Annotated in this window: 19 protein-coding genes; 11 read left to right on the forward strand and 8 right to left on the reverse strand. The window is 68.8% G+C overall.

The features are described 5' to 3' along the window. Positions 1-109 precede the first annotated feature (109 nt). The gene (gene smc, locus KZ686_RS12410) at positions 110-3,625 is read right to left on the reverse strand and encodes a chromosome segregation protein SMC (protein WP_265632518.1); all 3,516 of its coding nucleotides are present in this window, start codon (positions 3,623-3,625) and stop codon (positions 110-112) included. Between the two features lie 463 nt (positions 3,626-4,088). Then, positions 4,089-5,087: a DMT family transporter gene (locus KZ686_RS12415; RefSeq protein ID WP_265632519.1), complete on the reverse strand. Its 999-nt coding sequence runs from the start codon at positions 5,085-5,087 to the stop codon at positions 4,089-4,091. Positions 5,088-5,257: 170 nt separating this feature from the next. On the opposite strand from KZ686_RS12415, the gene dapC reads away from it, so the two are divergent. The 6 genes from dapC to prmB all read left to right on the forward strand — a co-directional run bounded on the left by dapC (position 5,258) and on the right by prmB (position 10,774). Continuing rightward, positions 5,258-6,469, forward strand: a complete 1,212-nt coding sequence (gene dapC / locus KZ686_RS12420) for a succinyldiaminopimelate transaminase (RefSeq protein ID WP_265632520.1) — start codon at positions 5,258-5,260, stop codon at positions 6,467-6,469. 153 nt (positions 6,470-6,622) lie between these two features. Continuing rightward, positions 6,623-7,450 (forward strand): 2,3,4,5-tetrahydropyridine-2,6-dicarboxylate N-succinyltransferase, encoded by an 828-nt coding sequence (gene dapD / locus KZ686_RS12425; RefSeq protein ID WP_149319041.1) that lies wholly within the window; start codon positions 6,623-6,625, stop codon positions 7,448-7,450. Between the two features lie 163 nt (positions 7,451-7,613). Further along, a complete protein-coding gene (locus KZ686_RS12430) occupies positions 7,614-7,997 on the forward strand; it encodes a hypothetical protein (RefSeq protein ID WP_187829248.1) in 384 nt (127 codons plus the stop codon). A 93-nt stretch (positions 7,998-8,090) separates the two neighbouring features. Beyond that, positions 8,091-8,444, forward strand: coding sequence for an ArsC family reductase (locus KZ686_RS12435; RefSeq protein WP_149319043.1), 354 nt, complete (start codon positions 8,091-8,093; stop codon positions 8,442-8,444). 137 nt (positions 8,445-8,581) lie between these two features. Then, the gene (gene dapE / locus KZ686_RS12440; protein WP_226108833.1) at positions 8,582-9,763 is read left to right on the forward strand and encodes a succinyl-diaminopimelate desuccinylase; all 1,182 of its coding nucleotides are present in this window, start codon (positions 8,582-8,584) and stop codon (positions 9,761-9,763) included. A gap of 108 nt (positions 9,764-9,871) precedes the next feature. After that, positions 9,872-10,774 carry a 50S ribosomal protein L3 N(5)-glutamine methyltransferase gene (gene prmB, locus KZ686_RS12445; protein WP_226108831.1) on the forward strand — a complete coding sequence of 301 codons (903 nt, stop codon included), beginning with the start codon at positions 9,872-9,874 and terminating at the stop codon, positions 10,772-10,774. A 90-nt stretch (positions 10,775-10,864) separates the two neighbouring features. Here the strand turns inward: prmB and KZ686_RS12450 are convergent, their stop codons facing one another. Then, a complete protein-coding gene (locus tag KZ686_RS12450; RefSeq protein WP_149319046.1) occupies positions 10,865-11,956 on the reverse strand; it encodes a M14 family metallopeptidase in 1,092 nt (363 codons plus the stop codon). Positions 11,957-12,257: 301 nt separating this feature from the next. Here KZ686_RS12450 and KZ686_RS12455 point away from each other — a divergent pair, with 301 nt between their 5' ends. Further along, complete coding sequence (locus KZ686_RS12455; protein WP_149319047.1) at positions 12,258-12,767, forward strand: DUF2165 family protein; 510 nt, start codon at positions 12,258-12,260, stop codon at positions 12,765-12,767. Positions 12,768-12,890: 123 nt separating this feature from the next. Here the strand turns inward: KZ686_RS12455 and KZ686_RS12460 are convergent, their stop codons facing one another. After that, entirely contained in the window at positions 12,891-13,709 is an 819-nt protein-coding gene (locus KZ686_RS12460; protein WP_265632521.1) for a hypothetical protein, read from the reverse strand. Between the two features lie 309 nt (positions 13,710-14,018). Here KZ686_RS12460 and KZ686_RS12465 point away from each other — a divergent pair, with 309 nt between their 5' ends. Next, positions 14,019-15,977, forward strand: coding sequence for an ATP-binding cassette domain-containing protein (locus tag KZ686_RS12465; RefSeq protein ID WP_265632522.1), 1,959 nt, complete (start codon positions 14,019-14,021; stop codon positions 15,975-15,977). 188 nt (positions 15,978-16,165) lie between these two features. Here KZ686_RS12465 and KZ686_RS12470 read toward each other — a convergent pair whose 3' ends face one another. Together KZ686_RS12470 and KZ686_RS12475 are read right to left on the reverse strand one after the other, a co-directional pair. Further along, a complete protein-coding gene (locus KZ686_RS12470; protein WP_150083698.1) occupies positions 16,166-18,007 on the reverse strand; it encodes an ABC transporter ATP-binding protein in 1,842 nt (613 codons plus the stop codon). A 45-nt stretch (positions 18,008-18,052) separates the two neighbouring features. After that, positions 18,053-18,538 carry a disulfide bond formation protein B gene (locus KZ686_RS12475; RefSeq protein ID WP_149319051.1) on the reverse strand — a complete coding sequence of 162 codons (486 nt, stop codon included), beginning with the start codon at positions 18,536-18,538 and terminating at the stop codon, positions 18,053-18,055. A 335-nt stretch (positions 18,539-18,873) separates the two neighbouring features. Here KZ686_RS12475 and KZ686_RS12480 point away from each other — a divergent pair, with 335 nt between their 5' ends. Further along, positions 18,874-19,311, forward strand: coding sequence for a hypothetical protein (locus tag KZ686_RS12480; protein WP_317845749.1), 438 nt, complete (start codon positions 18,874-18,876; stop codon positions 19,309-19,311). Positions 19,312-19,431: 120 nt separating this feature from the next. Here KZ686_RS12480 and radA read toward each other — a convergent pair whose 3' ends face one another. Both radA and alr read right to left on the reverse strand, forming a co-directional pair. Then, the gene (radA, locus tag KZ686_RS12485) at positions 19,432-20,805 is read right to left on the reverse strand and encodes a DNA repair protein RadA (protein WP_149319052.1); all 1,374 of its coding nucleotides are present in this window, start codon (positions 20,803-20,805) and stop codon (positions 19,432-19,434) included. Between the two features lie 111 nt (positions 20,806-20,916). Next, on the reverse strand, positions 20,917-22,050 hold the full coding sequence (alr, locus tag KZ686_RS12490; protein ID WP_149319053.1) for an alanine racemase: 1,134 nt from the start codon (positions 22,048-22,050) through the stop codon (positions 20,917-20,919). A 498-nt stretch (positions 22,051-22,548) separates the two neighbouring features. On the opposite strand from alr, the gene lplT reads away from it, so the two are divergent. Continuing rightward, positions 22,549-23,868 carry a lysophospholipid transporter LplT gene (gene lplT, locus KZ686_RS12495; protein ID WP_149319054.1) on the forward strand — a complete coding sequence of 440 codons (1,320 nt, stop codon included), beginning with the start codon at positions 22,549-22,551 and terminating at the stop codon, positions 23,866-23,868. Positions 23,869-24,127: 259 nt separating this feature from the next. After that, positions 24,128-26,584 carry a hypothetical protein gene (locus KZ686_RS12500; protein ID WP_265632523.1) on the forward strand — a complete coding sequence of 819 codons (2,457 nt, stop codon included), beginning with the start codon at positions 24,128-24,130 and terminating at the stop codon, positions 26,582-26,584. Positions 26,585-26,649 lie beyond the last annotated feature (65 nt).

The following is a 26,649-nucleotide window of genomic DNA, read 5'->3' on the forward strand; positions in this document are numbered from 1 at the left end:
CACGCGCGCCCTCCGCGGTTCGGGGCCGACGTCGGCCGATCCTTCAGCCAATCCTTCAGCTGATACGTCTGCCGGTTCTTCGGCCCATGCGTCGATCGAAGCGATCCTGTCATGCCGCCTCCGCCATCGAAACGGCCGCATCCATGTCGACGGCGACGATCCGCGACACCCCCTGCTCCTGCATCGTGACGCCGATCAGCTGGTGCGCCATTTCCATTGCGATCTTGTTGTGTGAGATGAAGACGAACTGCGTCTTGTCGGACATGCGCGCGACCATATTGGCGTAGCGCTCGGTATTGGCGTCGTCCAGCGGCGCGTCGACCTCGTCCAGCAGGCAGAACGGTGCCGGGTTCAGCTGGAACATCGCGAACACCAGCGCGATCGCGGTCAGCGCCTTTTCGCCACCCGACAGCAGATGGATGGTCGAGTTCTTCTTGCCCGGGGGCTGCGCCATCACCTGCACGCCGGCATCGAGGATTTCCTCGCCGGTCATGATCAGCCTGGCCTGGCCGCCGCCGAACAGCTGCGGGAACAGCTCGCCGAAATGATGGTTGACCTGGTCGAAGGTGCCCTGCAGCAGCGCGCGCGTTTCCTGGTCGATCTTGTGGATCGCGTCTTCCAGCGTCTGGATGGCGTCGTTCAGGTCGGCCGACTGCGCGTCGAGGAAGGTCTTGCGCTCGCGCGCCGCCGCCAGTTCCTCGAGCGCGGCCATGTTGACCGGGCCGAGCGCGTTGATCGCGTTGTTGATGCGCGTGACTTCGCCCTGCAGATACGAGGGCTTCATGTCGCCGTTGAGCTTGCCGATCAGCGCGGCCTCGTCGACCTCGGCCGCGGCCAGCTGCTCGGCGAACTGCTCCTGCGCCAGGCGCGCGGCCTGCTCCTTGAGCTGCAGTTCGGTGATGCGGTCGCGCAGCGGTTGCAGGCTGCGCTCGGCGGCCAGGCGCTGCTCGTCGAACTGGCGCAGCTGCGCCGACAGCGCGTCGAGCTCGATGCGGGCCGTCGCCAGCTTCTGCTCGCGTTCGGCGCGCAGTTCGAGCGCTTCCTGCAGGCCGGTGTGCGCGGTCTGCTCGTTGATGGTTTCGAGTTCGGCGCGCGCGTTCTCCAGCGATTCGGCGATGCGCTCGCTCTGGTCGCCCGCGACCTGGATATTGCGGCGCAGCTCGTCGATGCGGGTCGCCAGATTGCGCTCGGCGAACACGGCCTCCTGCGCGGCACGTTCCAGGTCGCGCAGCTGCTGGCGCGCGTCGGACAGCTTTGCATCCAGCGCTTCGTAGGCCATCTGGTGGTCTTCGTGCGCGGCCTGCATCTCGGCCAGCTCGGTATCGTGGCGCTCGAAGTTGGCCTCGGATTCGGCCTTCAGCGCGCGCTGCTCGTCGATCTGCGCGGCGATTTCCTCCAGCTCCTCGCGGATCTGGCTGCTGCGCGCGGCGTAGCGCTCCATCGCCTGCGACAGCTTGAGCACGTCCATCTGCAGCCCGTGCACGCGCCGCGTGACGCGCTCACTGTCGGCGCGCGCTTCCACCAGCTTGCGGCTGCCCTCGGTATAGGCCGCCTCGGCGCGCACCGCCTGCGCCTTGGCCTCGTCGGCCAGCAGCGTCTGCGCGCGCGCCTGCTTCTGCAGATTCTCGATTTCCTGCTCGCGCGCCAGCATGCCGGCCTGCTCGGAGTCCGCGGCATACAGGTGCACCGAGCTGCGGCCGACCAGATGGCCCTCGGCGACGACGAAGGTCGCGCCCTCGGGCAGGTTCGCGCGTGCGGCCAGCGCCTGCTCCATGTCGTCCGCGGTGTAGACGTCGGCCAGCCAGTCCTGCATCACCGCGCGGATGCCCGGCTCGGTGATCTGCAGCAGCGACATCAGCGGACGCAGTCCGGCCGGCGCCTCGCCCGGGCGTGCCGCGGGCGGCGGCGCGTAGAAGGCCAGCTTGGCCGGCGGCGCGTCGGTCAGCAGTCCCTTGATCCAGTCGAGGTTGGAGACCTCCAGCGCGGCCAGCTTTTCGCGCAGCACCGACTCGAGCGCGTTTTCCCAGCCCGGTTCGATATGGATCTTCTTCCACAGGCGCGGCAGTTCGGCCAGGCCGTGCTTTGCCAGCCACGGCTGGACCTTGCCTTCGCTCTGCACGTTCTCCTGCAGCTGGCGCAGCGCGGCCAGGCGCGCTTCCAGCGCCGCGATCGCGGCCGCTTCGCGCTGCACGCGCTCCTGCGCGGCGCGGCGCTCGGCATCGAGCCGCGGCAGATTGTCCTCGGCCTCGGCCAGCGCGGCCTGGGCGTCCTCGAGCATCGCCTCGTGTTCGGCGAGCTCGGCGCGCAATTCCTCCAGCCGCACGTCGTCGGGCCGGTCCAGGCCCTTTTCCTCGCCGGAAAGGCGTTCGCGGCGCTGCTCCAGCTGCTGCAGCATCTGGTCGGCGTTGCGCTGATGCGCGGCCTCGAGCTTGAGCGCCTGCTCGGCCTGCATGATGCCGGTGCGCTGCTCGTTCAGCAGGGCCTGCGCATCGCGCCATTGCGCTTCGAGCGTCGGCAGCGCCTCGCTCTGCTGCTCGACCGCCTGCTGCGCCTCGATGGTGCGGCCCTCGGCCAGCGCCAGTTCCTCCTCGGCCTGCTCGAGCTCGTCGCTCGCCTGCTGGGCCTTGGCCTGCCACTGCTCGCGCTGCGCGGTCAGCGCGGCGATTTGCGCCTGCACCCGGTTGCGCGATTCGACCACATAGCGGATCTCGGCCTCGAGCTTGCTGACCTCGGTATTGGCCTCGTAGAGGGCGCCCTGCGCGGCGTGCATGCCGTCGGAAGCGGCATAGTGCGCGGCGCGCAGCGTCTCCAGCTCGGCCTCGACGTGGCGCAGCTGCGCGGTCTGCGCTTCCAGGTCGATCTGGGCCTGCTCGATCGCGCGCTGATGGCGTTCCTGCTCGGCCAGCGCCTCGCGCTTGCGCAGCAGCCACAGCAGATGCTGCTTCTCCTCGCCCTCGGCCTGCAGCGCCTTGAAGCGCTGCGCGACTTCGGCCTGGCCCTCGAGCTTGTCGAGGTTGGCCGACAGCTCGCGCAGGATGTCCTCGACCCGGGTCAGGTTCTCGCGCGTGTCGGACAGCCGGTTCTCGGTCTCGCGGCGGCGTTCCTTGTACTTGGACACGCCCGCGGCTTCCTCCAGGAAGATCCGCATGTCGTCGGGCTTGGCTTCGATGATCCGCGAGATCATGCCCTGGCCGATGATCGCGTAGGCGCGCGGGCCCAGGCCCGTGCCCAGGAAGATGTCCTGGATGTCGCGCCGGCGCACCGGCTGGTTGTTGATGTAGTAGGACGAGGTGCCGTCGCGGGTCAGCACCCGCTTGACGGCGATTTCGGCGTACTGGCTCCACTGCCCGGCGGCGCGGCCTTCGGCGTTGTCGAACACCAGCTCGACGCTGGCGCGCCCGGCCGGCTTGCGCGCGGTGGAACCGTTGAAGATGACGTCCTGCATCGATTCGCCGCGCAGCTCGGAGGCGCGGGACTCGCCGAGCACCCAGCGCACCGCATCGATGATGTTGGACTTGCCGCAGCCGTTGGGACCGACGATGCCGACCAGTTGGCCGGGCACTTGGAAATTGGTGGGATCGACAAAGGACTTGAAGCCCGCCAGCTTGATCGAGGACAGTCGCACGGTTGGTCTTGAATGGGTTCGAATCCGTGGTGAGGCACGCCCGGGAGCGGCACCCAGAAAGGCCGGACAGCCTGCGCGACGCCCTGCGCGGACGTGCCGCCCGCACCGCATTCGTCGCGCACTTGTGCCCGAAAATTGGCGCTAATCATACCATCGGTGTGACGCCGTCCAGCCGGATTTACCGGCAGTTACGGGGTCGTTGCCGGCCGGTTCGGGCGGCATCGGGGCGACATCCGGGCGACATCCGGGCGGCGTCCGGGCGGTGTCCGGGCGGTGTCCGGGCGGTGTCCGGGCGGTGTCCGGGCGGCTTCGGGACGGCGTCCGGGCGGCATCGAGGCGGTGTACGAGCGGCGTCCGGCCGGCGTGCTGGCGGTACCGGGCCGGCATCCGGCGGCATCTCGGGCCGCATCGGTCCAGTCCGGAGCCGATCCCGGCGGCACACCCACGCGGTCGTGCCGGCCGCTTACTGCCCCTGCAGGCCGGTACACCCCGCGCCCTCGCCCGCCGGCGCCCGCGCCGGCCCGCTGCGCCGGTGCACCAGGCCGGACAGCGCCCCGGCCGCCACGATGCACAGGCCGCCGGCCGCCTCCTTCCAGCTCAGCGTCTCGGTCGCCAGCCACCACGACGACACCGCGGCGACCACGATCTCGAACAGCATCAGCAGCGAGACCCGGTTGGCGGGCAGATGCTGCAGCCCGTACTGGACGATGGCGTTGCCGACCACCAGCGTGCCCGCCAGGGCCAGCACCAGCAGCGGCGCCGCCACGCGCGCCTCGGGCGCGATCGCCACGGCGCCGGTATCGAGCCACAGCGCGGCGATGCCCCCGACCACCGTGCCGCCGCCGAACACCATCAGCGTGCGCAGCCGCGCGTCCATCTCGGGAAAGCGCTGGCCGGCGCGGCGCGACAGCACGTTGTTGAACGCGAAGGCGATGCCGGCGGCGAGGCCCGCCCATTCGGCGGCATCGCCCGGCAGCGGCACGCCGACCTCTGGCGTCCACAGCATCAGCCCGGCACCGAACATCGCCAGCGCGACCAGCATCAGGCCCGCCGGCGAGACCCGCTCGCCCAGCAGCAGCCGCGCGACCAGCACGGTCCACACCGGGGTCAGGTAGAACAGCAGCAGCACCCGCATCACGTGGCCGTGGACGCTGCCCCAGACGAAGCCGGCATTGGTAATCCCGGCCGCCAGCGCGATCGCGACGAACAGCCACGACCAGCGCAGGCCCCGCAATTGCCGCCGCAGCACCAGCAGCGCCAGCACGGCGGCGACCGCGCTGACCACCGCCGCGGCCTTCATGCCGCCCAGGCCCCAGGCGGCCAGCAGCCGATACGGATACCAGGCGATGCCCCACACCGAGGCGCCGAGCAGGATCGACAGGGAAGCCTTGAAGGTATCGGTATCGGCGTGGGCGTCGGCATGGGAGGCGCCGGGCCGCACGTTGGCGTTGGAATGGCTCATGGATTGGAAAACACTGGCGGCACCCGGGAAACGGTGCCTGACATGGATGTGGGTGATACGTGAAGCCCGGATCGGAGCCGATCCGGACCGGAACGCCGGCGTTACGCCGGTCCCTCGGCGCGGCGCCTCGTCCCTTATAATGCTGCGTTTCGACAGGCCTTCGACCCATCATGAACCCGCGTCTCGATTTGCTGCAGCCCTACCCGTTCGAGAAACTGAAGGCCCTGTTTGCGGGAATCCAGCCGAACGGCGCGCTGCGGCCGATCAGTTTCGGCATCGGCGAGCCCAAGCATCCGACCCCGCGCTTCATCCGCGATGCGCTGGCCGAGTCGCTTGGCGGGCTGGCGAATTATCCCACAACGGCCGGTTCCGAAGCCCTGCGCCAATGCATCGCCAGCTGGCTGGAGCGCCGCTACGGCCTGCCCCGTGTCGACCCCGCCAGCCAGGTGCTGCCGGTCACCGGCTCGCGGGAGGCGCTGTTCGCCTTTGCCCAGACCGTGGTCGACGGCACCCGCCCCGGCGCGCTGGTGCTGTGTCCGAACCCCTTCTATCAGATCTACGAGGGCGCCGCGCTGCTGGCCGGCGCGACGCCGGTGTTCGCCAACAGCGATCCGGCCCGCAATTTCGCCCCGGCATTCGACCGTATCCCCGATGAAGTCTGGCCGCGCGTGCAATTGGTCTATGTCTGCTCGCCCGGCAATCCGACCGGCGCGGTGCTGTCGCTGGACGACTGGCGCCAGCTGTTCGCGCTGTCGGACCGCCACGGCTTCGTGATCGCCTCCGACGAGTGCTACTCCGAGATCTATTTCGACGAGGGCAAGGCGCCGCTGGGCGCGCTGGAGGCGGCGCACCGTCTGGGCCGCGGCTTCGAGCGGCTGGTGATGTTCTCCAGCCTGTCCAAGCGCTCCAACGTGCCGGGCCTGCGCTCGGGCTTCGTCGCGGGCGACGCGGCGCTGCTGGGCCGCTTTCTGCTGTATCGCACCTATCATGGCGGCGCGATGAACCCGGCGGTGCAGAGCGCCAGCGTCGCGGCCTGGAACGACGAGGCGCATGTGCGCGAGAACCGTGCCGCCTATGTCGCCAAGTTCGCCGAGGTCACGCCGATGCTGGCCGAAGTGCTGGACGTCGCCCTGCCCGACGCGGGCTTCTACCTGTGGGCGGACGTCTCGCGCACGGGGCTGAGCGACACCGAGTTCGCCGCGCGGCTTTATGCCGAGCAGCACCTGACCGTGCTGCCCGGCAGCTATCTGGCGCGCGAGGCCGACGGCATCAATCCGGGCGCCAATCGCGTGCGGATGGCGCTGGTGGCGACGCCCGAGGAATGCCGCGAGGGTGCAGAGCGCATCCTCGCCTTCTGCCGGGGCCTGGCGGGCCGCGGCTGAACCGGCCGGAGCGCGGTTCGATCCCACGGTTCGGTCCCGGGATTCGCCGCCTTGGACCTGGAGTCGACCGCAATATCCACCCCAATATCGGCTGCCGACCGCCACCGCGCGGCGGCCGCGAATTCAACCACGACAACACGCGAAGAAACGCATATGACGCAAGCACTGCAAGCTCTGATCGACCAGGCCTGGGAAGACCGCGCCAGCCTGTCGCCCAAGTCCGCCCCGGCCGACATCCGCGAAGCGGTGGCCACGGTGATCGGCCAGCTCGACGCGGGCACGCTGCGCGTGGCCGAGAAGCAAGGCAAGGACTGGATCGTCAACCAGTGGGTCAAGAAGGCGGTGCTGCTGTCGTTCCGCCTGGAAGACAACGCGCCGATGGCCGCCGGCGGCTTCGCGCAGTTCTACGACAAGGTGCCGACCAAGTTCGCCGGCTGGTCGGCCGACGACTTCGCCAAGGGCGGCTTTCGCGTGGTGCCGCCGGCGGTCGCCCGCCGCGGCTCGTTCATCGCGAAGAATGCGGTGCTGATGCCCTCGTACGTCAACATCGGCGCCTATGTCGATGAAGGCACCATGGTCGATACCTGGGCGACCGTCGGTTCGTGCGCGCAGATCGGCAAGAACGTGCATCTGTCGGGCGGCGTCGGCATCGGCGGCGTGCTCGAGCCGCTGCAGGCCAACCCGGTCATCATCGAGGACAACTGCTTCATCGGCGCGCGCTCGGAAGTCGTCGAGGGCGTGATCGTCGAGGAGAACTCGGTGATCTCGATGGGCGTCTACCTGGGCCAGTCGACCAAGATCTACGATCGCGAAACCGGCGAGATCCACTACGGCCGCGTGCCGGCGGGCTCGGTGGTGGTGGCGGGCAACCTGCCGTCGAAGGACGGCAAGTACAGCCTCTACTGCGCGGTGATCGTCAAGAAGGTCGACGCGCAGACGCGCGCCAAGACCAGCCTGAACGACCTGCTGCGCGGCGACTGACGGCAGCGAGGTGGCGGCCCGCGTGCCGCCACCGCTGTCCGGTTCGCCGCAACCCGCGCCCCAACCCGCGTCCCAACCCGCGCCTCGCCCTCCTCGCCCCCGAGCGGCACAACGCGCCGGCTCTTACGTGAGGTGACCCGTGCCCTCCCTACGCAAGCGATTCATGGCCCTGGACCCCGCTACCGTCAGCACCGTGCTGTCCCTGCTGCCGACCATTCTCGAGCAGGCCAACAAGACCATCGAGAAGCTCAAGAAGAGCAAGCGCAAGGACGAGCCCGCCGACGGCGGCGACGGCACGCCCGCGGCCGATCCGCAGGAGCAGGCGCGCCAGCTCGCGGCGCGCGTCGCCGAGCTGGAAACGGCCGCGATGCAGCAGGCCGAGAACGTCAAGCTGCTGGCCGAACAACATGCGATCACGATCGACGCGCTGCGCAAGGAAGCGGCCCGGCTGGACCGCCGGCTGCGGCTGATGACCGGCGTGGCGATGGCCGGCTTCGCGCTGGGCCTGCCCGCGCTGGTGATCGCCATCAATCTGCTGCTGCGCTGAAGCGGGCCACGGCTCGCGCCATCGCGCCGCCATCGTCCTTTGCCGCCATCGCGCCTCGCGTCCCTCTCGCCAACGATTCATTCTTCATTCGCCATGACCGTCCAGCTCTACGGCATCCCGAACTGCGATACCGTCAAGAAAGCCCGCACCTGGCTCGAAGCCAACGGCGTCGACTACGCCTTTCACGATTTCAAGAAGCAGGGCGTCGACGAGACGATGCTGCGCCGCTGGCTCAAGCAGGTGCCGCTGTCGCTGCTGCTCAACCGCAAGGGCACCACCTGGCGCGCGCTGCCGGACGCCGACAAGGCCCTGGCCGAGGACGCCGATGGCGCGATCGCGCTGATGCAGCGCAGCCCCTCGCTGATCAAGCGGCCGGTGCTCGAGCATGACGGCGCGGTCGCGGTCGGCTTCGCCGCCGATCAGTACGCCGAACGTTTCCAGGGCTGAGCCCGCCGATTGCCGGCCTGCCGCCCCTTGCTTGCCGCTCGATTGCCGCTCGATTGCCGCTCGATTGCCGCTCGATTGCCGCTGGATTTCCGTTTGCTCGCCGCCAGTCCGAATGTCCGCTTAACCATCGCCGCCCCATGACCTCCAACGCCCCCGCAACGCCCGCCGCCAACCCGACGCTGGCGCTGACCGAAGACCTGATCCGCCGCCAGTCGGTGACCCCCGCCGACGAAGGCTGCCAGGCCGTGCTGCAGGCGCGGCTGTCCGCGCTCGGCTTCGCCTGCGAGTCGCTGGTCAGCGGCCCCGACGCGTTCCGCGTCACCAATCTGTGGGCCGTCAAGCGCGGCCGGCTGGGCACCGCCGGCAAGCTGCTGGCCTTCGCCGGCCACACCGACGTGGTGCCGACCGGCCCGCTGGAGCAATGGACCTCGCCGCCGTTCGAGCCGACCCATCGCGACGGCAAGCTGTACGGCCGCGGCGCCGCCGACATGAAGACCTCGATCGCGGGCTTCGTGGTGGCGATCGAGGAATTCCTGCAGGCCCATCCGGACCATGCCGGTTCGATCGCGCTCCTGATCACCAGCGACGAGGAAGGCCCGGCCCACGACGGCACCGTCAAGGTCGTACAGGCGCTGCAGGCGCGCGGCGAACGACTCGACTACTGCGTGGTCGGCGAGCCGACCTCGGTCGATACGCTCGGCGACATGGTCAAGAACGGCCGGCGCGGCTCCTTGTCCGGCAAGCTGACCGTCAAGGGCGTGCAGGGCCATATCGCCTATCCGCACCTGGCGCGCAACCCGATCCATCTGGCGGCGCCGGCGCTGACCGAACTGGTCGGCGAGCGCTGGGACGACGGCAACGAGTATTTCCCGCCGACCACCTGGCAGATGTCGAACATCCACGCGGGCACCGGCGCGACCAACGTGATCCCCGGCCACGTGACGATCGATTTCAACTTCCGCTTCTCGACGGCCAGCACGCCCGAGCAGCTGAAGGCCCGCGTGCACGCGATCCTCGATCGGCACGGGCTCGACTACCAGATCGACTGGACGCTGGGCGGCGAACCGTTCCTGACGCCGCGCGGCGACCTGTCCGAGGCGCTGGCCGCGGCGATCGCCGCCGAGACGGGCGTGCAGACCGAGCTGTCGACCACCGGCGGCACCTCGGACGGCCGCTTCATCGCCAAGCTGTGCCCGCAGGTGATCGAGTTCGGTCCGCCCAATGCCAGCATCCACAAGATCGACGAGCACGTCGAAGTGCGCTTCATCGAGCCGCTGAAGAACATCTATCGCGGCGTGCTGGAGCGGCTGATCGCCTGAGCGATCGTTCCTGACCGCACTGCCCTGATCGCGCCGCTCTTAGCACGTTGCGCAGACCGCGCCTCCGTTATCGCGCCGCCCCGACCGACCCCTGACCTCTGATTCGCCATGGCCACCGCCTCTCCCCTGTCCACCGTCCGCGACCTGCTGCGCCTGGCGGTGTCGCGCTTCACCCAGGCCGGCCTTTCGTTCGGCCACGGCACCGACAACGCCTACGACGAGGCCGTCTACCTGATCCTGCATACGCTGCATCTGCCGCTCGATACGCTGGACCCGTTCCTCGACGCCCGGCTGCTGCCCGACGAAATCGCCGCGGTGATGGAGGTGATCCGCCGCCGCGTCGACGAGCGCGTGCCGGCGGCCTACATCACGCACGAGGCGTACATGCATGGGCAGCGCTTCTATGTCGACGAGCGCGTGATCGTGCCGCGCAGCTTCATCGGCGAGCTGCTGCAGGATGGCCTGGCCCCGTGGGTCAGCGACATCGACGCGATCGGCCCGGTGCTTGAGCTGTGCACCGGCTCGGGCTGCCTGCCGATCCTGGCCGCGCAGGCCTGGCCGCACGCCTCCATCGATGCGGTCGACATCTCGGCCGATGCGCTGGAGGTGGCGCGTCGCAATGTCGCCGACTACGGCCTCGAGGACCGCATCCACCTGTATCACGGCGACCTGTACGCGCCGCTGCCGGCCGGTGCCACCTACGACGTGATCCTCAGCAATCCGCCTTATGTGAACGAAGGCGCCATGCAGCGTCTGCCGGCCGAATACCAGGCCGAGCCGCGCATCGCGCTGGCCGGCGGCGACGACGGCATGGACGTGGTGCGCCGGATCGTGGCCGGCGCACGCGCGCACCTGAACCCCGGCGGCGTGCTGGTGGTCGAGATCGGCAACGAGTTCGAGAATGTCGAGGCCGCCTTCCCCGACCTGGAACTGGTCTGGCTGACGGTCAGCGCGGGCGAGGAGCAGGTGTTCCTGCTGACGTACGAGGCACTGCAGGCGGCGGGCCTGTAAGGACGGCCGCGGCGCCGGGGGCGGGACGCGCGAGCGCTGGCGCGCGGGGACGCAGGAGCGCGCGGGCGCGGGATCGCCGCGGCGCGCGGCTTATTGCCCGGCCGCCAGCGCCGCCGCCGCGGCCCGCACCGCGGTCGTGCACTGCTCCACGACCCCTTCGCGCCAGTCGTCGGCGTCGCCATAGAAGGCGCGCCACATGCCCTGGCGGATCAACGCGCGCTGCGTGTTGTCGGCGTCGGGATGCAGATGCAGCCAGTGGTCGCCGCGCAGCGCCTGCAATACGTCGGGCAGCGGCAAGGTGCCGAATTCCAGCGCAATGCCGGCAAAGTCGATGCCGGGCAGCGTATCGGGAACGGCGTGCCAGGCCAGGCCGGTCAGGTTGGCCGAGGTCGACGAGCCGTCGTACATCGACGTCACGTGCTGGCCCCAGATCGCGCGGGTCCGCTCCAGTTGCGCCGCATCGTCCGGTCCCATGTAGATCGGCTCGCCATAGCCCCACGGGCCGAGCCCGGTATGGATGTCGATCCAGCGCAGGCCGGTCCGCCCCGCGCCGTAGCGCGCGAGGATGCGGCGCAGCGTGTAATTGCTCCAGGTCGCCACGCGCCCGCCATAGAACATGCCGTGCGGATCGTCGTACTGGCCCGCGCTGACGGCGGCCTGGTACCAGCTCATGCCGCGCTCGGCGATCGCGCGCGCCAGCGCGGCCTCGTCCTGCTCCGACGGCGGCCAGTGCGCCGGCAGCAGCAGCGGCGCGACCTCGGCATAGGCCGGGTTTTGCGGCAGCGGCCGCGTGAAATCCATGAAGTTGCGGTTCAGGTCGACGTTGTCCTCGTTGACCCGGCGCATGTGCGAGAAGCCGTAGGGGTTCACCGCATGCACCAGCAGCAGCGCCGCGCCGGCCTTGGCGCATTGCTGCAGCAGCGTGGCATCGTGCAGCAGCGCGATCTGCGCGCCCGAGCCGCAGAAGCCCTCGGCGCCGTGCATCGCGGAGGTGACCAGGATCAGATGGCGCGCATCGCGCGGGCCGATCCAGGCGACGTCCATCGCCAGCTCCTCGTCCTCGGCGCCGCGCCGCGTGGGATGCGCGAACGGCGTGGGCACGTCGCCGACGTTCTCGGCCGCGAGCCTGAACTTGGCGCGGGCTTCCTCGTAGCGGCTTGAAAAGCAATCGTGCAGCTGCATCGGCGGCTCTCCGGGGCGACCAGGATCGATGACCGCATTAAACGCCATTCCGCCGCCGCGCGCCAGCCGGTACAATCCCGTCCGCACAAGGTTGGATCGATCCAGCGCGGCCGGCGCGGCTTCCCAGGCCCGCCACGCGTCTCAGGTAACACCAGTCCCGATCTCCAGCCGGATTTCCCTCGCGCCCGCTCCGGGTCCCGCCTGATCCCTTCGTTCCCGACCGCCACGTCGCGCGCCCGGCATGGATTGGCACGCCCATCCCGCCGGCCGGCTCGCGGTCCTTCATCCTGAGACTGTCAACATGATCGTGCGTTATTCCAAGATCGCCGCGGTATTGGCCATGGCCCTGTTCGCCTCGCTGGTGTCGTTCGGCAATATCACCGACTACGGCACCAACTTCGCCTTCGTCCAGCATGTGTTCCTGATGGACACGACCTTCCCCGGCAACGGCATCATGTACCGCGCCATCCGGTCGCCGGTACTGCATCACGCCGGCTATATCGGCATCATCGCGCTGGAAACCGCCACCGCGCTGCTGTGCTGGGCCGGCGGCATCGCGCTGTGGCGCGCGCGCCGGCAATCGCCGCGTGCCTTCCATCGCGCCAAGACGTGGGCGGTGGCCGGCCTGACGCTGGGCTTCCTGACCTGGCAGGTCGCGTTCATGTCGATCGGCGGCGAGTGGTTCGGCATGTGGATGTCGAAGGAATGGAACGGCGTGCCCGACGCGTTCCGCTTCTTCATCACGCTGCTGACGGTGCTGATCTACGTCAGCCTGCCGTACGACGATCTTGATCTGGCCGGCGATCGGTAGGCCGGCGGCGGCAAGCCGGCGTCGATGAGACATGCCGATAAGTTGCGCCGATAAGTTGCGCCGATAAGTCGGCGTGGATGGGTCGGCGTCGATAACGAGCGCCGGCAAGTCCGTGCCGGCAAGTCATCCCTCCCAGTCGGCATCCCCGGCGCCCGCCGCGCGCCGCGGCGGCGCCTCCAGCTGCCAGGCGCGCGGATGCAGCGCCAGTCCGGCCGCTTCGCCCTGTGCGCGCGTCAGCGTCAGATGGCGCGCCAGCCAGTCCATCACCCCGCGCAGGAAGCGTTGCTGCTCGAGCCGCACGGCCTCGCGCAGCGCGCGTTCGAGCTGCACGTAGGCGGTGTAGACGTCGAGCAGATTGGCGCTCTTCAGCGTGGCCGGCGTCGACGGGCTGCGCTCGATCGCCAGCACGCGGCCGGCCTGCTGCGGCGTCAGCGCCCCGGTCTCGCGATAGGCGGCATACAAGGGCTCCAACGGCGCGAAACGGACGCTGGGCTGCACGCGCGGCACGCCGGCGACCTTCTCCATGCGCAGCAGCAGATAGCGGACCGCGGCGGCATGCTGGCGGGCCTGTTCCCGCTCGCGGCTCGCGCCCGCGCCGCGCCGTGGCCGCGCCTCGTCGCGCCACGGTCCGGCGCCCGCGGCGCGGGCGGTGAAGTCGGGCACGCCGTCGAACGCGCCATGGCCGCCCAGCAGCCGCAGCGCGCAATCCGGCCCGAAGGCATGCTCGTGGCCGGCCGCGTCGCGCAGGATATAGGCATGGCCCGAGCCGATGCCGTGGCCCTTCCTGCCAGCCGACGCGACGCCAGCGCTGACGCCAGCGCTGACGCCAGCGCCGACACCGGTGCCAACGTCCGAGCCCGCGCAGCGCGTGCCCGGCTCGACGAAATCCTTGCGGACGGCGGTCCAGGCGGGGCGAAGGGTGGAAGCGGGCTCGAGGGGCATGCCTTGATTGGGGAACAGCGAAACGGCGAAGGACGGCGAAACCGCCACGAAACGACGGCGGGGCGCGCATTGTCGCGCGAAAACCCGCCGGAGGCGATAGCCGCCGATGGTCCGGCAATCGCGGCGCAATCGCGCGAAAGCCTGGCAAGCCCGGCGAGCCTGGCGAGACGTTGGCTAGACGTTGGCTAGACGTTGGCGAGGGCCGCGCGACAGGCGCTCGACAGCCTCGCACCATGCCGCCCGCCGCCCCGGGCTAAAATGCGCCCTGCCCGGCCCCGTGCCGGGCTCGACTTTCCATAAAAGACTCTCGTGATCCGAATCGACCAGCTAGTACTCCAGCGCGGCACCAAGGTGCTGTTCGACCACACCAGCGTGACACTGAACCCCGGCGAGCGCGTCGGCCTGGTCGGTGCCAACGGCAGCGGCAAATCGACGCTGTTCGCGCTGCTGCGCGGCGAATTGCATCCGGACGGCGGTGACGTCGCGGTGCCGGCGCAATGGCGCGTGGCCCATGTCGCGCAGGAAACGCCGGCGGTGGCGCGCAGCGCGCTGGAATACGTGATCGACGGCGACACCCGGCTGCGCGCGATCGAGCAGACCATCGCGGCTGCGCAGGCCAGCGGCGACGGCCACGCCGAGGCCGAGGCGCACGCGGCCTACGCCGACGCCGACGGCTACACCGCGGCCTCGCGCGCCGAGGCGCTGCTGCTGGGCCTGGGCTTCACGCTGGCGCAGGTCGGCCAGCCGGTGGCAGCCTTCTCCGGCGGCTGGCGCATGCGCCTGAACCTGGCGCAGGCGCTGATGTGCCCGTCCGATCTGCTGCTGCTCGACGAACCGACCAACCACCTGGACCTCGACGCGATCGTCTGGCTCGAAGACTGGCTGGCGCGCTATCCCGGCACGCTGGTGATGATCTCGCACGACCGCGAATTCCTCGACGCGATCTGCAACGTCACCGTCCATATCGAGCGGCAGCAGCTGCGCCGCTACGGCGGCAACTACAGCCTGTTCGAGACGCTGCGGCTGCAGCAGATGGCGCAGCAGCAGGCCGCCTACGCGCGCCAGCAGAAGCAGATCGCGCATCTCGAATCGTTCATCACCCGCTTCAAGGCCAAGGCGACCAAGGCCCGCCAGGCGCAGAGCCGCGTCAAGGCGCTGGAGAAGATGGAGCGCTTGGCGCCGGTGCACGCCGCGGCCGGCTTCTCGTTCGAATTCCGCGAGCCCGATGCCGCGCCCAATCCGATGATGGTGCTCGATGCCGTCAACTGCGGCTACGCGGGTCCGCCGCCGGTGACGATCCTGCGCGGCCTGACGCTGTCGATCCAGAACGGCCAGCGCATCGGCCTGCTGGGCGCCAACGGCCAGGGCAAATCGACGCTGGTCAAGACGCTGGCAGGCACGCTGGCGGCGCTGGCCGGCACGCTGCGCCACGGCAAGGGCCTGCAGATCGGCTACTTCGCCCAGCACCAGCTGGAGACGCTGCGCGACCACGACTCGCCGCTGCAGCATCTGGCGCGGCTGGCGCCCGATACGCGCGAGCAGGAACTGCGCGACTTCCTCGGCAGCTTCAATTTCCGCGGCGACATGGCGACCTCGCCGATCGAACCGTTCTCGGGCGGCGAGAAGGCGCGGCTCGCGCTGGCGCTGATCGTCTGGCAGAAGCCGAACCTGCTGCTGCTCGACGAACCGACCAACCACCTGGACCTCGATACGCGCGAGGCGCTGACGATGGCGCTGGCGCAATTCGAGGGCACGCTGATCCTGGTCTCGCACGACCGGCATCTGCTGCGCGCCACCACCGACCAGTTCATGCTGGTGGCCGACGGCGGCCTGCAGCCCTTCGACGGCGACCTCGACGACTATCGCGACTGGCTGCTGCTGCAGGCCGCCGCCAAGCGCAACGCCGCGGCCGCGGCGCATCGCTCGGACGGAGCCCATGGCGGTGAAGGAAGCAACGGGGCCGACGCCGCGGTGCCGGCGCAGAATCGCCGCGACCAGCGCCGCGCCGAGGCCGACGAACGGCAGCGGCTGGCGCAGCTGCGCAAACCCTTGACCAAGGAACTGGAAAAGGTCGAGAAGCGGATGGCCGTGCTGCAACAGGCCAAGACCGAGATCGACGGCTTCATGGCCGACGAAGCCAGCTACGCGGAGGCCAACAAGGCCAGGCTGCTGGAGATGCTCAAGCGCCAGGGCGAGGTCGAGGGGGAACTGGCCACGCTGGAAGAGCGCTGGCTGGAGCTGCAGGAGCAGATCGAGCAGATCGCCTGAGGGCGGGCGAGCGGCTTCGCGCCGCTTGCCCTTCCCGGCCCGCTTCTCCGCTTCCCTTCTCCGCTTCCCTTCTCCGCTTCCCCTCTCCGCTTCCCGCCTCCGCTTTCCCGCTGCTGCTGCCCCGCGGTGGTTTCCGCCGCCGTCTCCGGCGGCCGTCTCCCCGCGCGGCTTTCCCCCAGCCCCGCCGCTTACTCCTGCAACGCCTCCTCGGCCGTCAGGAAGCCGCCGCTCTGGTGCGCCCACAGCCTGCTGTACAGGCCGCCGCGCTGCAGCAGCTCGCGGTGCGAGCCCTGCTCGACGATGCGGCCGCGATCGAGCACGACGATGCGGTCCATCGCCGCCAACGTCGACAGCCGGTGCGCGATCGCCACCACGGTCTTGCCCTCCATCAGCCGGTACAGGCTCTGCTGGATCGCGATCTCGACCTCGCTGTCGAGCGCGCTGGTGGCCTCGTCCAGCAGCAGGATCGGCGCGTCCTTGAGCATCACGCGCGCGATCGCGATGCGCTGGCGCTGGCCGCCCGACAGCTTGACGCCGCGCTCGCCGACGTGGGCGTCGTAGCCGCGCCGCCCTTCCCGGTCGCTCAGCGTGTGGATGAAGTCCTCGGCCTCGGCCCGCCGCGCGGCGGCAATCATCTCGGCATCGCTGGCATCGGGCCGGCCGTAGACGATGTTGTCGCGCACCGAACGGTGCAGCAGCGAGGTGTCCTGCGTGACCATGCCGATCTGCGCGCGCAGGCTGTCCTGCGTCACGCCGGCGATATCCTGGCCGTCGATCAGGATGCGGCCCGATTCGACGTCATAGAAGCGCAGCAGCAGATTGACCAGCGTCGACTTGCCCGCGCCGGAGCGGCCCACCAGCCCGACCTTCTCGCCGGGGCGGATCGTCAGCGTGAAGTCGTCGAACACCGGCCGGCCGGAGCCGTAGGAGAAGCCGACGTGCTCGAAGCGGATTTCGCCGTGCGGCACCCGCAGCGGTACGGCATCGGGACGGTCCTCGATATGCCGGGGACGCGCCAGCGTCGACACGCCGTCGCGCACCGTGCCGATATGCTCGAACAGCTCGGCAATCTCCCACATCGCCCATTGCGAAATGCCGTTCAGGCGCATCGCCATCGCGGTCGCCGCCGCCACCGCGCCGATGCCGATCTGGCCGGCCGACCACAGGTACAGCGCGAGCCCCGTGGTGGCGACGATCAGCATCATGATCAGCGTGTGGTTGACGATCTCGAAGGCGCTGATCAGCCGCCCCTGCGCATAGACCGGCTGCATGAACTCCTGCATCGCGCTGCGCACGTAGCTGGCCTCGCGCCGCGAGTGCGAGAACAGCTTGACAGTGGCGATATTGGTGTACGCGTCGGTGACGCGCCCCGTCATCACCGAGCGCGCGTCGGCCTGATGCGCCGACACGCGCGCCAGCCGCGGCACGAAGTACCAGGACGCGCCGACATAGGCGACCACCCACAGCAGGAACGGCGCCAGCAGCCAGCCGTCGAAATTGGCCAGCACCACCGCCGCCGACACCAGGTAGATCACGATGTAGACGAGGATATCGGCCACCGTCATCACCGCGTCGCGCACGGCCAGCGCGGTCTGCATGACCTTGGTGGTGACGCGCCCGGCGAACTCGTCCTGGAAGAAGCCCATGCTCTGGTTGAGCATCAGCCGGTGGAAATTCCAGCGCAGCCGCATCGGGAAATTGCCGAACAGCGTCTGGAACTTCAGCATGCTCCAGACCGCGACCACGACGATGCTCGCCAGCACGATGCCGGCCAGCAGCAGCAGGCGGTCCGAATAGGTCGACCACAGCTCCTGCGGCTTGACCGCGGCGAGCCAGTCGACCAGGCGGCCCAGCATGCTGAACAGCACCGCCTCGAAGATGCCGATCGCCATCGCGCACAGCACCAGCAGCAGCAGATAACGCCGCACGCCCGCGGTGCAATCGACGATGAATGCGATCCAGTGCTGCGGGGGCGTATCGGGAAGCGAATCCGGGTAGTTGTGGATGCGCCTTTCAAACCAACGGAACACGGCCAGTTTCTCCAGGAATGGTGTCGAGCGGCCGCGCGGGCTCGCTCAACGGTAGTTGCGCTCGCGCCGGATCAGTCCGACCGCCAGCACGCCGGTCAGCACCACCAGCCAGATCAGCGACCAGCCGGGAATCGAGATGCCGAACACCGGCGGCAGCGGCGCGGTGCACAGGCCGTCCGAATAGAAGACCTGCGGCAGCACCCGCGCGGTCGGCAGCGCGTTGACCCAGTTTTCCAGCGGATCGATGCCGCAGCTCGCCTTCGGATCGAGCAGCAGCGAGATGTGATAGCCCGCCACCGCGATGCCGCCGACGCCGGACAGCATCGCCAGCCCTTGCCACAGCGTGCGCGTGCCCTGCCCCAGCGCCGCCAGCAGCGAGAACAGGCCGATCGCGACGAAGGCGAAGCGCTGCATCACGCAGAGCGGACACGGCTGGTAGCCCTGTGCGTGCTGCAGGTAGAGGGCGTAGCCGACCAGCCCGAACGAGACGATGGCGATCAGCAGGAAGTAGGCGCGGGAATTCGCTTGCATGGCGGAGTGGCGGTCGACAGAGCGGTAAGGAATACAGCGTGAATTGAAGGCCTGAATAGACGACGTGAATAGACGGCGAGGCACGCAAGGCTCGGGCGTGCCGGGCATCGCGGACAGGCGCCATCTTACCGATTTTGCGCCACGCGCGTCGCAGCGATGCGATGACCCCTGCACGCGCTGGGGCCATCGTTGCGGCCGATCGCCGCAGCGCGGCACCTCGGCATTGCCCATGGCGCCGAACGCGCCAACAATGCCGTTTCATTGCGTCGGCACGCCCTGTGAACCCCATGCGTTCCCATGCGTTCGACCCCCTGATTTCATCGAGGACCGTACCCATGAAGAGCAATGCGCTGCGCGCGGTGCGCAGCAACGATTTTCGTGCCCCGCGTTTTCGCACGACCACGCCGCCGTCGGCGCCCATGGCCCAGCGCGGCCCGGCGGCCAATTCCGCACGGCCGGCGGTTCCGGTGGTGCCGGTCGGCTACCGCCAGGGGTTCATCACCGCGATCTCCGTGCTGCTGGCCTTTACGCTGGCGTTCTGGCGCTACTGGAGCTTCGAGAGCCCCGGCGCGTGGAACCCGCTGTCGCTGGTGGTCGAGGTTTCGCTGGGCGTCGCCGCCGGCCTGCAGGTGGTGGCGCTGTTCCGCTCGCTGCGGGTCGAGGACGACCAGGTGCCCGAATACCGCCGCACGCAGCGCTGGCTGTTCGTGTCGGCGGTGGTGCTGATCGCGGCGCTACTGGGCGCGCTGTGCGAGGACTCGGTGTTCGGTTGAGGGCGCCCGAGCCCAAGCCCGAGCCCGAGCCCGAGCGGAATCCCGAGCCCAAACCCTTGGCGGTTGGCCGTTAGCCCTCCACCCTTTAGCCGCTAGCCCCTGGCGATTGGCGGACGGCGATCAGCCGTCGAGATAGCGCACGCGTTCGATCGCCTGTTCGATCCGTTCGACGGCAATCACCTCCAGCCCCTCGATCGGCTGCTTGGGCGCGTTGGCCTTGGGAATCACCGCCTGCGTGAAGCCCAGCTTGGCGGCCTCGCGTAGCCGGTCCTGGCCGCGCGGGCTCGGACGGATCTCCCCCGCCAGCCCCACCTCGCCGAACACCACCAGCCCGCGCGGCAAGGGCTTGTTGCGCATCGACGAGTGGATCGACAGCAGCACCGCCAGGTCGGCGGCCGGCTCGGTGATCTTGACCCCGCCCACCGCATTGAGGAACACGTCCTGGTCGAAGCAGGCGATGCCCGCGTGGCGGTGCAGCACGGCCAGCAGCAGCGCCAGCCGGTTCTGCTCGAGGCCGACCGCCAGGCGGCGCGGGTTCGGCACGTGCGCCGCATCGACCAGGGCCTGGATCTCGACCAGCAGCGGACGCGAGCCCTCCTGCGTGACCATCACGCAGGAACCGGACACGGTCTGCTCATGCTGCGACAGGAACAGCGCCGACGGATTGCTGATGCCGCGCAGCCCGCGCTCGGTCATCGCGAACACGCCCAGTTCGTTGACCGCACCGAAGCGGTTCTTGAACGCGCGGATCAGCCGGTGCGAAGAATGCGTGTCGCCCTCGAAATACAGCACCGTGTCGACGATATGCTCGAGCACGCGCGGCCCGGCCAGGCTGCCCTCCTTGGTCACATGGCCGACCAGGATGATGGTGGTGCCGCTGCTCTTGGCGATCCGGGTCAGCTGCGCCGCGCATTCGCGCACCTGGGCCACCGAGCCCGGCGCCGAGCTGAGCGCCTCCGAGTACAACGTCTGGATCGAGTCGATCACCGCGACCTCGGGCTTGTCGGCGTCGAGCGTCGCCTGGATCTTCTCCAGCTGGATCTCGGCCAGCAGGCCCAGGCTCGGGCTGTCGATGCCCAGCCGCTGCGCGCGCAGCGCGATCTGCGCGCCCGACTCCTCGCCGCTGACATAGAGCACGCGCCGGCTCGCCGCCAGGTTCGCCAGCGCCTGCAACAGCAGCGTCGACTTGCCGATGCCGGGGTCGCCGCCGATCAGCACCACCCCGCCGGCCACCAGCCCGCCGCCGAGCACCCGGTCGAATTCCTCGATGCCGCTGGTGAAGCGCGGCACGTCGGACGCCTCGATCTCGGACAGCCGCTGCACCGTGGCCGACGCGGCCAGCGGCTGGAAGCGCCGCGCCGAGGGCGCCTCGGGCACGCTTTCGACCAGCGTGTTCCATTGCTGGCAATGCGGGCACTGCCCCTGCCAGCGCGGCACGGAGCCGCCGCATTCGGTACAGGTGTAAACGGTCTTGGCGGTCTTGGTCTTTGCCAACGGGAATCCTTGGGGCCGGGGAGCGGGAGGCGGGGCAGGCGGCGCAGGCGGCGCAGGCGGCGGGACTGCAGGGTGCCGCAGGTGCTGCAAGGCGCCCGCGAGGCGCCGATTCTACTTGGCCGGAGCGGTCTCGGCCACGTTCGGCGCGTCCGGCACGGTCAGCGTCGCGACCGTGACCGGCACCCGCGGCGCCAGCGCGCACATCAGCTCGTAGCCGACCGTGCCGCTGGCGGCGGCCACGTCGTCGATCGGCAGGCCGTGGCCCCACAGCGTGACCGGCGAACCGACGCGCGCCTTGGGGCACGGCGTCAGGTCGACGCACAGCATGTCCATCGACACGCGGCCGACCAGATGCGTGCGCACGCCGTCGACCAGCACCGGCGCCGGCCGGTCGCCCCAGCCCGCGGCATGGCGCGGATAACCGTCGGCATAGCCGCAGGCGACCACGCCGATCCGCATCGGCCGGTCCGCGGTGAACAGCGAGCCGTAGCCGACCGTGTCGCCGGGCCGCAATTCCTGCACCGCGATCAGTTCGCTGTGCAGCGACATCGCCGGCATCAGCCCGGTGTCGGCGATGTCGACGTGCCGGCCGCTCGGCGAGGCGCCGTACAGCACGATGCCGGGCCGCACCCAGGCGCGGTGCGCGGCCGGATGCCACAGCGTGGCGGCCGAGTTGGACAGGCTTGCCTCGCCCGGCAGATTGGCCGTGGTGGTGTCGAACACCTCCAGCTGGTGCGCGATGCCGCGCTCGCCGTCGGCGTCGGAGAAATGCGTCATATGGACGATGCTGCCCACCCCGGACAGCGTGCGGGCGCGCTCCCAGGCGGTGCGGTACTGGTCCGGCGCGAAGCCGAGCCGGTTCATGCCGGTATTGAGCTTGAGCTGGATCGCCAGCGGGCCCTTGGGCCGTGCGACCTCCAGCATGCGCAGCTGCTCCTCGTTGTGGATCGCCGTGGTCAGCCGGTATTCCTCGAGCAGCGGCACGTCCTGCGGCTGGAAGAAGCCCTCGAGCAGCAGGATCGGACCCTGCCAGCCCAGCTCACGCAGCAGCACGGCCTCGTTCAGGTCCAGCAGGCCGAAGCCGTCGGCGGCGCGCAGCCCGGCGAAGGCGCGGCGAATGCCGTGACCGTAGGCGTTGGCCTTGACCACCGCCCAGACGCGGGACGCCGGCGCGTGGCGGCGCACCACCTCGAGATTGTTGGCCAGGGCGGGTTGATGGATGACAGCGTGAATCGGTCTTGGCATGGGATCAGGGAAGGTTCGTCACAGCGGCCTCGCGGCGTGCCGGCCCTTGGTGTGCGATGGCCTGGGCGGGCGTGCCGAAGTGGTGCCTGGGGCACTGTCCGCGGGAACGTCGACGGCGTTCGGCGCCACGTTCGGCACCAATGCGCGGCAGCACACCGAAGGCGCACGGCGTAGACCGTTATTTGACCACATTGGTTCGGCGATTCCCGGGAATCCGCTCCACGTCGAATGGTCAAACCCGGTCAATTTGCGGTCTTCCCTTCTTCGGAATTGAAAGACTTTCGTGATATAAAGCCGGACGTTCCGGCCATGTTTCAAAAGTGATTCAATATGACGGGTCCCGTCAGGTACGTACACGCCCCAGCCACGCCGAACCGGACCAGGCGCGGGCGACCTTTTGGCACGGCCGCCGTTCACCCCCTCCGCACGATGCCGACGGCCGTTGGCGCGGGCACGCCAGTAGCGCAAGGAAATCGCGATGGAGACAGAGTCCAAGGTATGAAGAAGGGTTTTTACACCATCATGGCCGCGCAGTTCTTCTCTTCGCTGGCCGACAACGCTCTGCTCATCGCCGCCATTGCCCTCCTCGCCGAATTGCACTCCCCGCAGTGGATGACTCCGCTGCTCAAGCTGTTCTTCGTGCTGTCCTATGTCGTGCTGGCCGCCTTCGTCGGCGCCTTTGCCGATTCGATGCCCAAGGGCAAGGTGATGTTCATCACCAACACGATCAAGATCGCCGGCTGCGCCATCATGATGTTCGGACTGCATCCGCTGCTGGCCTATGGCGTGGTCGGCTTCGGCGCGGCGGCGTATTCGCCGGCCAAGTACGGCATCCTGACCGAGCTGCTGCCGGCCGAGCGCCTGGTGGCCGCCAACGGCTGGATCGAGGGCCTGACGGTCGGCTCGATCATCCTCGGCACGGTGGTCGGCGGTGCGCTGATCTCGGTCAAGGTGTCGAGCCTGATGCTGGCGATGGACCTGCCGTGGATCGAGACCGGCATCGACACGCCGGCCGAGGCCGCGATGGTGGTGATCATGCTGTTCTACGTGATCGCCGCGCTGTTCAACCTGTTCATCCCCGACACCGGCGCGCGCTATCCGCAGCAGGAGAAGAACCCGATCAAGCTGATCGCCGAGTTCGCCGACTGCTTCACCGCGCTATGGAAGGACAAGCTCGGCCAGATCTCGCTGGCGGTCACCACGCTGTTCTGGGGCGCCGGCGCGACGCTGCAGTTCATCGTGCTGAAGTGGGCGGAAAAGTCGCTCGGCCTGAACCTGTCGCAGGGCGCGCTGCTGCAGGCGGTGGTGGCGGTCGGCGTGGCCGTCGGCGCGATCATGGCGGCGATGCGCATCCCGCTGCGCAAGTCGCTGTCGGTGCTGCCGTTCGGCGTGGCGATGGGCGCGATCGTGATGCTGATGGCCTTCTACACCAAGGACGCGATGCCCGATGTCGCGCTCGACATACTGGGCATGCGGATGCCGCTGTATATGGCGATCGCCTACGTGTTCCTGATGCTGGTGGGCGGCATGTCGGGCTACTTCGTGGTGCCGATGAACGCGCTGCTGCAGCATCGCGGCCACGTGCTGCTGTCGGCCGGCCACTCGATCGCGGTGCAGAACTTCAACGAGAACGTCTCGGTGTTGCTGATGCTGTGCCTGTACGCGCTGCTGATCAAGCTGAACGTGCCGATCGGCATCGTGATCATCGCCTTCGGCATGTTCGTCTGCGGCACCATGCTGCTGGTGATGCGCCAGCATCGCAAGAACGTCCGGCTGTACAACTCGCTGGCGATGATCGGCGAGGACAAGCACCACTAGCAAAGCCACGCCGGCAGCCGCCACGGCGGCGTCCGGCCCTGCGCTGCCGCGGCCGTCCGTCCATGGGCGGCCGCCCTCCCCTCCGTAGCCTCCCGAGCTGACCTGCTCCGCGCACCACTGACCGGCTGCGCGTGTGCGGCGCACTGCCGTCCACAATGGCACGAAACGCATCCAATTCCGAAAGCGGGCTCGCGCAGGCCGCGGCAGTATCCCGGCACCCGGGCCCTGGCCCGATACGTCAACTTTCCGGGACTCCGCGATGCCGATCACGACGCAGCAGCCAACCTTCAGTTTCCCTTCCAGCCACGCGTTCTTCGACGCGGCCGCTCGCGCCGCCCAGGCGCCCGGCAGTGTGAGCGCCCCGGTTCCCGGCATGGTGTACCGCATTGGCAAACGAACCATGCAATATCTGGTGGACACCTCCGCCACCCGGAAGATCGACCAGATTCGGCTCGCCGAACTGCCCGGTGCGGTCCGCGGACGATTCTCCAGATACATCGATGCGCTGTTGCGGATGTTCGGTCTGCGCGCGCCGGCCACGCTGACACCGACCCCAGCGCAACGCGATGCGATCTTCACGGCGGCGTCGATGCAACGCCAGCGCCGCGACACCGAACTGGCACAGTGGAAAAAACGGATGGCGGCGCCAGCCGACGCCCTGCCCGAGGCCGGCGCTCTGCCCGAGGCCGAGGCCCTGCCCGAGGCCAAGGCTCTGCCCAAGGCCGGGACCCTGCCCGAACAGTGGGTCAAGGATGGACATCGGGACACCGTGGTCGCGCATTTTGCCCCGGAAGTCGGCCGTGTCATGGAGGCGGTCAAACATCTGTATGGCAACTACCCTGCGCCCCAGGCCAGGGACATGGCCACCGGCCTGGTGGACCGGATCGGCCAGGAACTGGACGCCTGGCTGGCGGCCGTGTCTCCCGATGTCGCGGAAGCGATCAAGCATCGCCTGGCCATCTCCGCGCGGGTGGAGAAGTTCGGGACGGTTGCGGCAAGCCACCCCAACGATCCGAAGATCCGCCAGCTCGAGCTGGACAAGGTCACCCGTTTTCCGACGCCCGCGCAGCAATGCATCCAGCTTTCCCATGATCTCGATCAGGAGCCCGAACGCGTGCATGGGCTCGCGCTGTTCAATGAAGTCGCGCTGGGCGACATGCACGGCAATTGCGAACTGCTGTTGCACAGCCTGGTACAGCTCGGCTTCCTCGAGATTGCCGATCCCCAGGCATGGAGCCGGCTGCGCGGCATGCTCCGCAAGCTGCAGAGCGAACCCATGACCGCGGCCGGGCTCGCCCGCTTCCGGGATACGCTGCATCGAGCCGTCACGGTCGACCCTGGCTGCCGGGAGACCCGGCTGACGCTGCTGGGCGATCTGCTCGCCGACCGCATGCACAACGATATCTGCATGCTGGCCATACTCGACCTGCTCCATCAGCGTGGCGTCGACTATCAGGTGATTCTGTCGAACCACGACATGGGGTTCATTCAGTACTACCTGCGCAATCGGTCCAGGTCGCAGGACGAGCCGTTCGAGGTCAAGGGCATCGGCCTGATGCAGAACCCGGATCAGGCCGCCTCGCTGGAACGGTGCGACAAGCTGCTGAACGAGCATCGCGGCACGCGCGCTTTCTTTCGCGAGGCAGCCGAACGCGCCTATTTCCCGCATCTGAACGTGTGTTCGACCTCGCTGGACGGACGAACCGTCTTTTCGCACGGCTTCGTCAACCAGACGCTGTTTGCCGAACTTTGCCGCCAGGCAGGCGCCGATCCGGCCGAACCCCATGCCGTGCAGGTCGCCAGGATCAATGCCCATCTACGGGACCTGCTGGCGGATGACGGCAGCGGATACCTGGCAGCGGTCAGCGACGCCGAACTCCCGAGCGCCCTGTATGCGGCCGGCTGGAATATCGGCCCGGGCGATCGCCGTTATCAGGAGGACATATCCGTGACCTATCCGAACGTGGCCCGCATCAACGACCCTCGCCTTCCCCACCCTGACGTTCGGCAGGCGGTTCATGGCCATACGCAGAATGTTGGGGCGCGGGTAAGGGGCGAGCTCCTGCGCACCGCCGAAGCCGCCGATCTGCTCGCGCGCATTGCGCAGCCCGATGGCATGGCCACCCTGGACGATCTGAACGATTACTTGCGCTCCCCGGCAGCGGCCGAGCCTCCGAAGCAGGCGCTCAACGTCATTTCGCCGATGCTGGTCATGCTGCTGGTTCTGGCTCCCCGCTCGCTCGAACCGGAAGCGAGGAAGGACGCCTCCCTGCGCTTCGCGCACCTGCGGGAAAGTCTGTCGGATTATTCGCCTGCCGCCATGAAGGACCTGCCGATGCCGGAGGTCGAAGCCAGAATGAAGCGCTTTTGCGAAGACTTCAGCCGCGCCTGGAATGCCAATTGCAACGCCGGGGAGCCAGTCGCATTTCAGCGCGATTGGGCCACGCCACTGCTGGTTTCGCTCGAACAGATCCTCGCCCTGCCAGCGATCCCCGAACAGGCCACGCCTTTGGCGCCGGTGGTGCAGCGTTTGCGCGAGACGGCAACCGAGTTCGCGTCGGTGGCCGCGGCACACGTACCGGATGCGGGTCCTTCGGCAAACGACAAGGTCAACGCGTACATCGAAGCCCTGGAGCAGCGCTTCATTTCCCTGGACAGCGCCGAGGGGATGATGCCGACCGAACGGAAATTCGTTCGCACCGTTTACGTCGCGTAGCCCGCTCGAACGCCTGGACCCCTCCGGCGGCCGCACCAGGCCATGCGAAGGCGGCACGCCGCCGT

The organism is Cupriavidus cauae, from assembly GCF_026210475.1.
GTDB lineage: Bacteria > Pseudomonadota > Gammaproteobacteria > Burkholderiales > Burkholderiaceae > Cupriavidus > Cupriavidus cauae.

What these genes read in the sequence shown, in the direction of transcription:
- KZ686_RS12415 (WP_265632519.1), bottom strand. Translation starts at nt 5,087, where the DNA reads ATGAGCCATTCCAACGCCAACGTGCGGCCCGGCGCCTCCCATGCCGAC.
- dapC (WP_265632520.1), top strand. Translation starts at nt 5,258, where the DNA reads ATGAACCCGCGTCTCGATTTGCTGCAGCCCTACCCGTTCGAGAAACTG.
- dapD (WP_149319041.1), top strand. Translation starts at nt 6,623, where the DNA reads ATGACGCAAGCACTGCAAGCTCTGATCGACCAGGCCTGGGAAGACCGC.
- KZ686_RS12430 (WP_187829248.1), top strand. Translation starts at nt 7,614, where the DNA reads ATGGCCCTGGACCCCGCTACCGTCAGCACCGTGCTGTCCCTGCTGCCG.
- KZ686_RS12435 (WP_149319043.1), top strand. Translation starts at nt 8,091, where the DNA reads ATGACCGTCCAGCTCTACGGCATCCCGAACTGCGATACCGTCAAGAAA.
- dapE (WP_226108833.1), top strand. Translation starts at nt 8,582, where the DNA reads ATGACCTCCAACGCCCCCGCAACGCCCGCCGCCAACCCGACGCTGGCG.
- prmB (WP_226108831.1), top strand. Translation starts at nt 9,872, where the DNA reads ATGGCCACCGCCTCTCCCCTGTCCACCGTCCGCGACCTGCTGCGCCTG.
- KZ686_RS12450 (WP_149319046.1), bottom strand. Translation starts at nt 11,956, where the DNA reads ATGCAGCTGCACGATTGCTTTTCAAGCCGCTACGAGGAAGCCCGCGCC.
- KZ686_RS12455 (WP_149319047.1), top strand. Translation starts at nt 12,258, where the DNA reads ATGATCGTGCGTTATTCCAAGATCGCCGCGGTATTGGCCATGGCCCTG.
- KZ686_RS12460 (WP_265632521.1), bottom strand. Translation starts at nt 13,709, where the DNA reads ATGCCCCTCGAGCCCGCTTCCACCCTTCGCCCCGCCTGGACCGCCGTC.
- KZ686_RS12475 (WP_149319051.1), bottom strand. Translation starts at nt 18,538, where the DNA reads ATGCAAGCGAATTCCCGCGCCTACTTCCTGCTGATCGCCATCGTCTCG.
- KZ686_RS12480 (WP_317845749.1), top strand. Translation starts at nt 18,874, where the DNA reads ATGAAGAGCAATGCGCTGCGCGCGGTGCGCAGCAACGATTTTCGTGCC.
- alr (WP_149319053.1), bottom strand. Translation starts at nt 22,050, where the DNA reads ATGCCAAGACCGATTCACGCTGTCATCCATCAACCCGCCCTGGCCAAC.
- lplT (WP_149319054.1), top strand. Translation starts at nt 22,549, where the DNA reads ATGAAGAAGGGTTTTTACACCATCATGGCCGCGCAGTTCTTCTCTTCG.
- KZ686_RS12500 (WP_265632523.1), top strand. Translation starts at nt 24,128, where the DNA reads ATGCCGATCACGACGCAGCAGCCAACCTTCAGTTTCCCTTCCAGCCAC.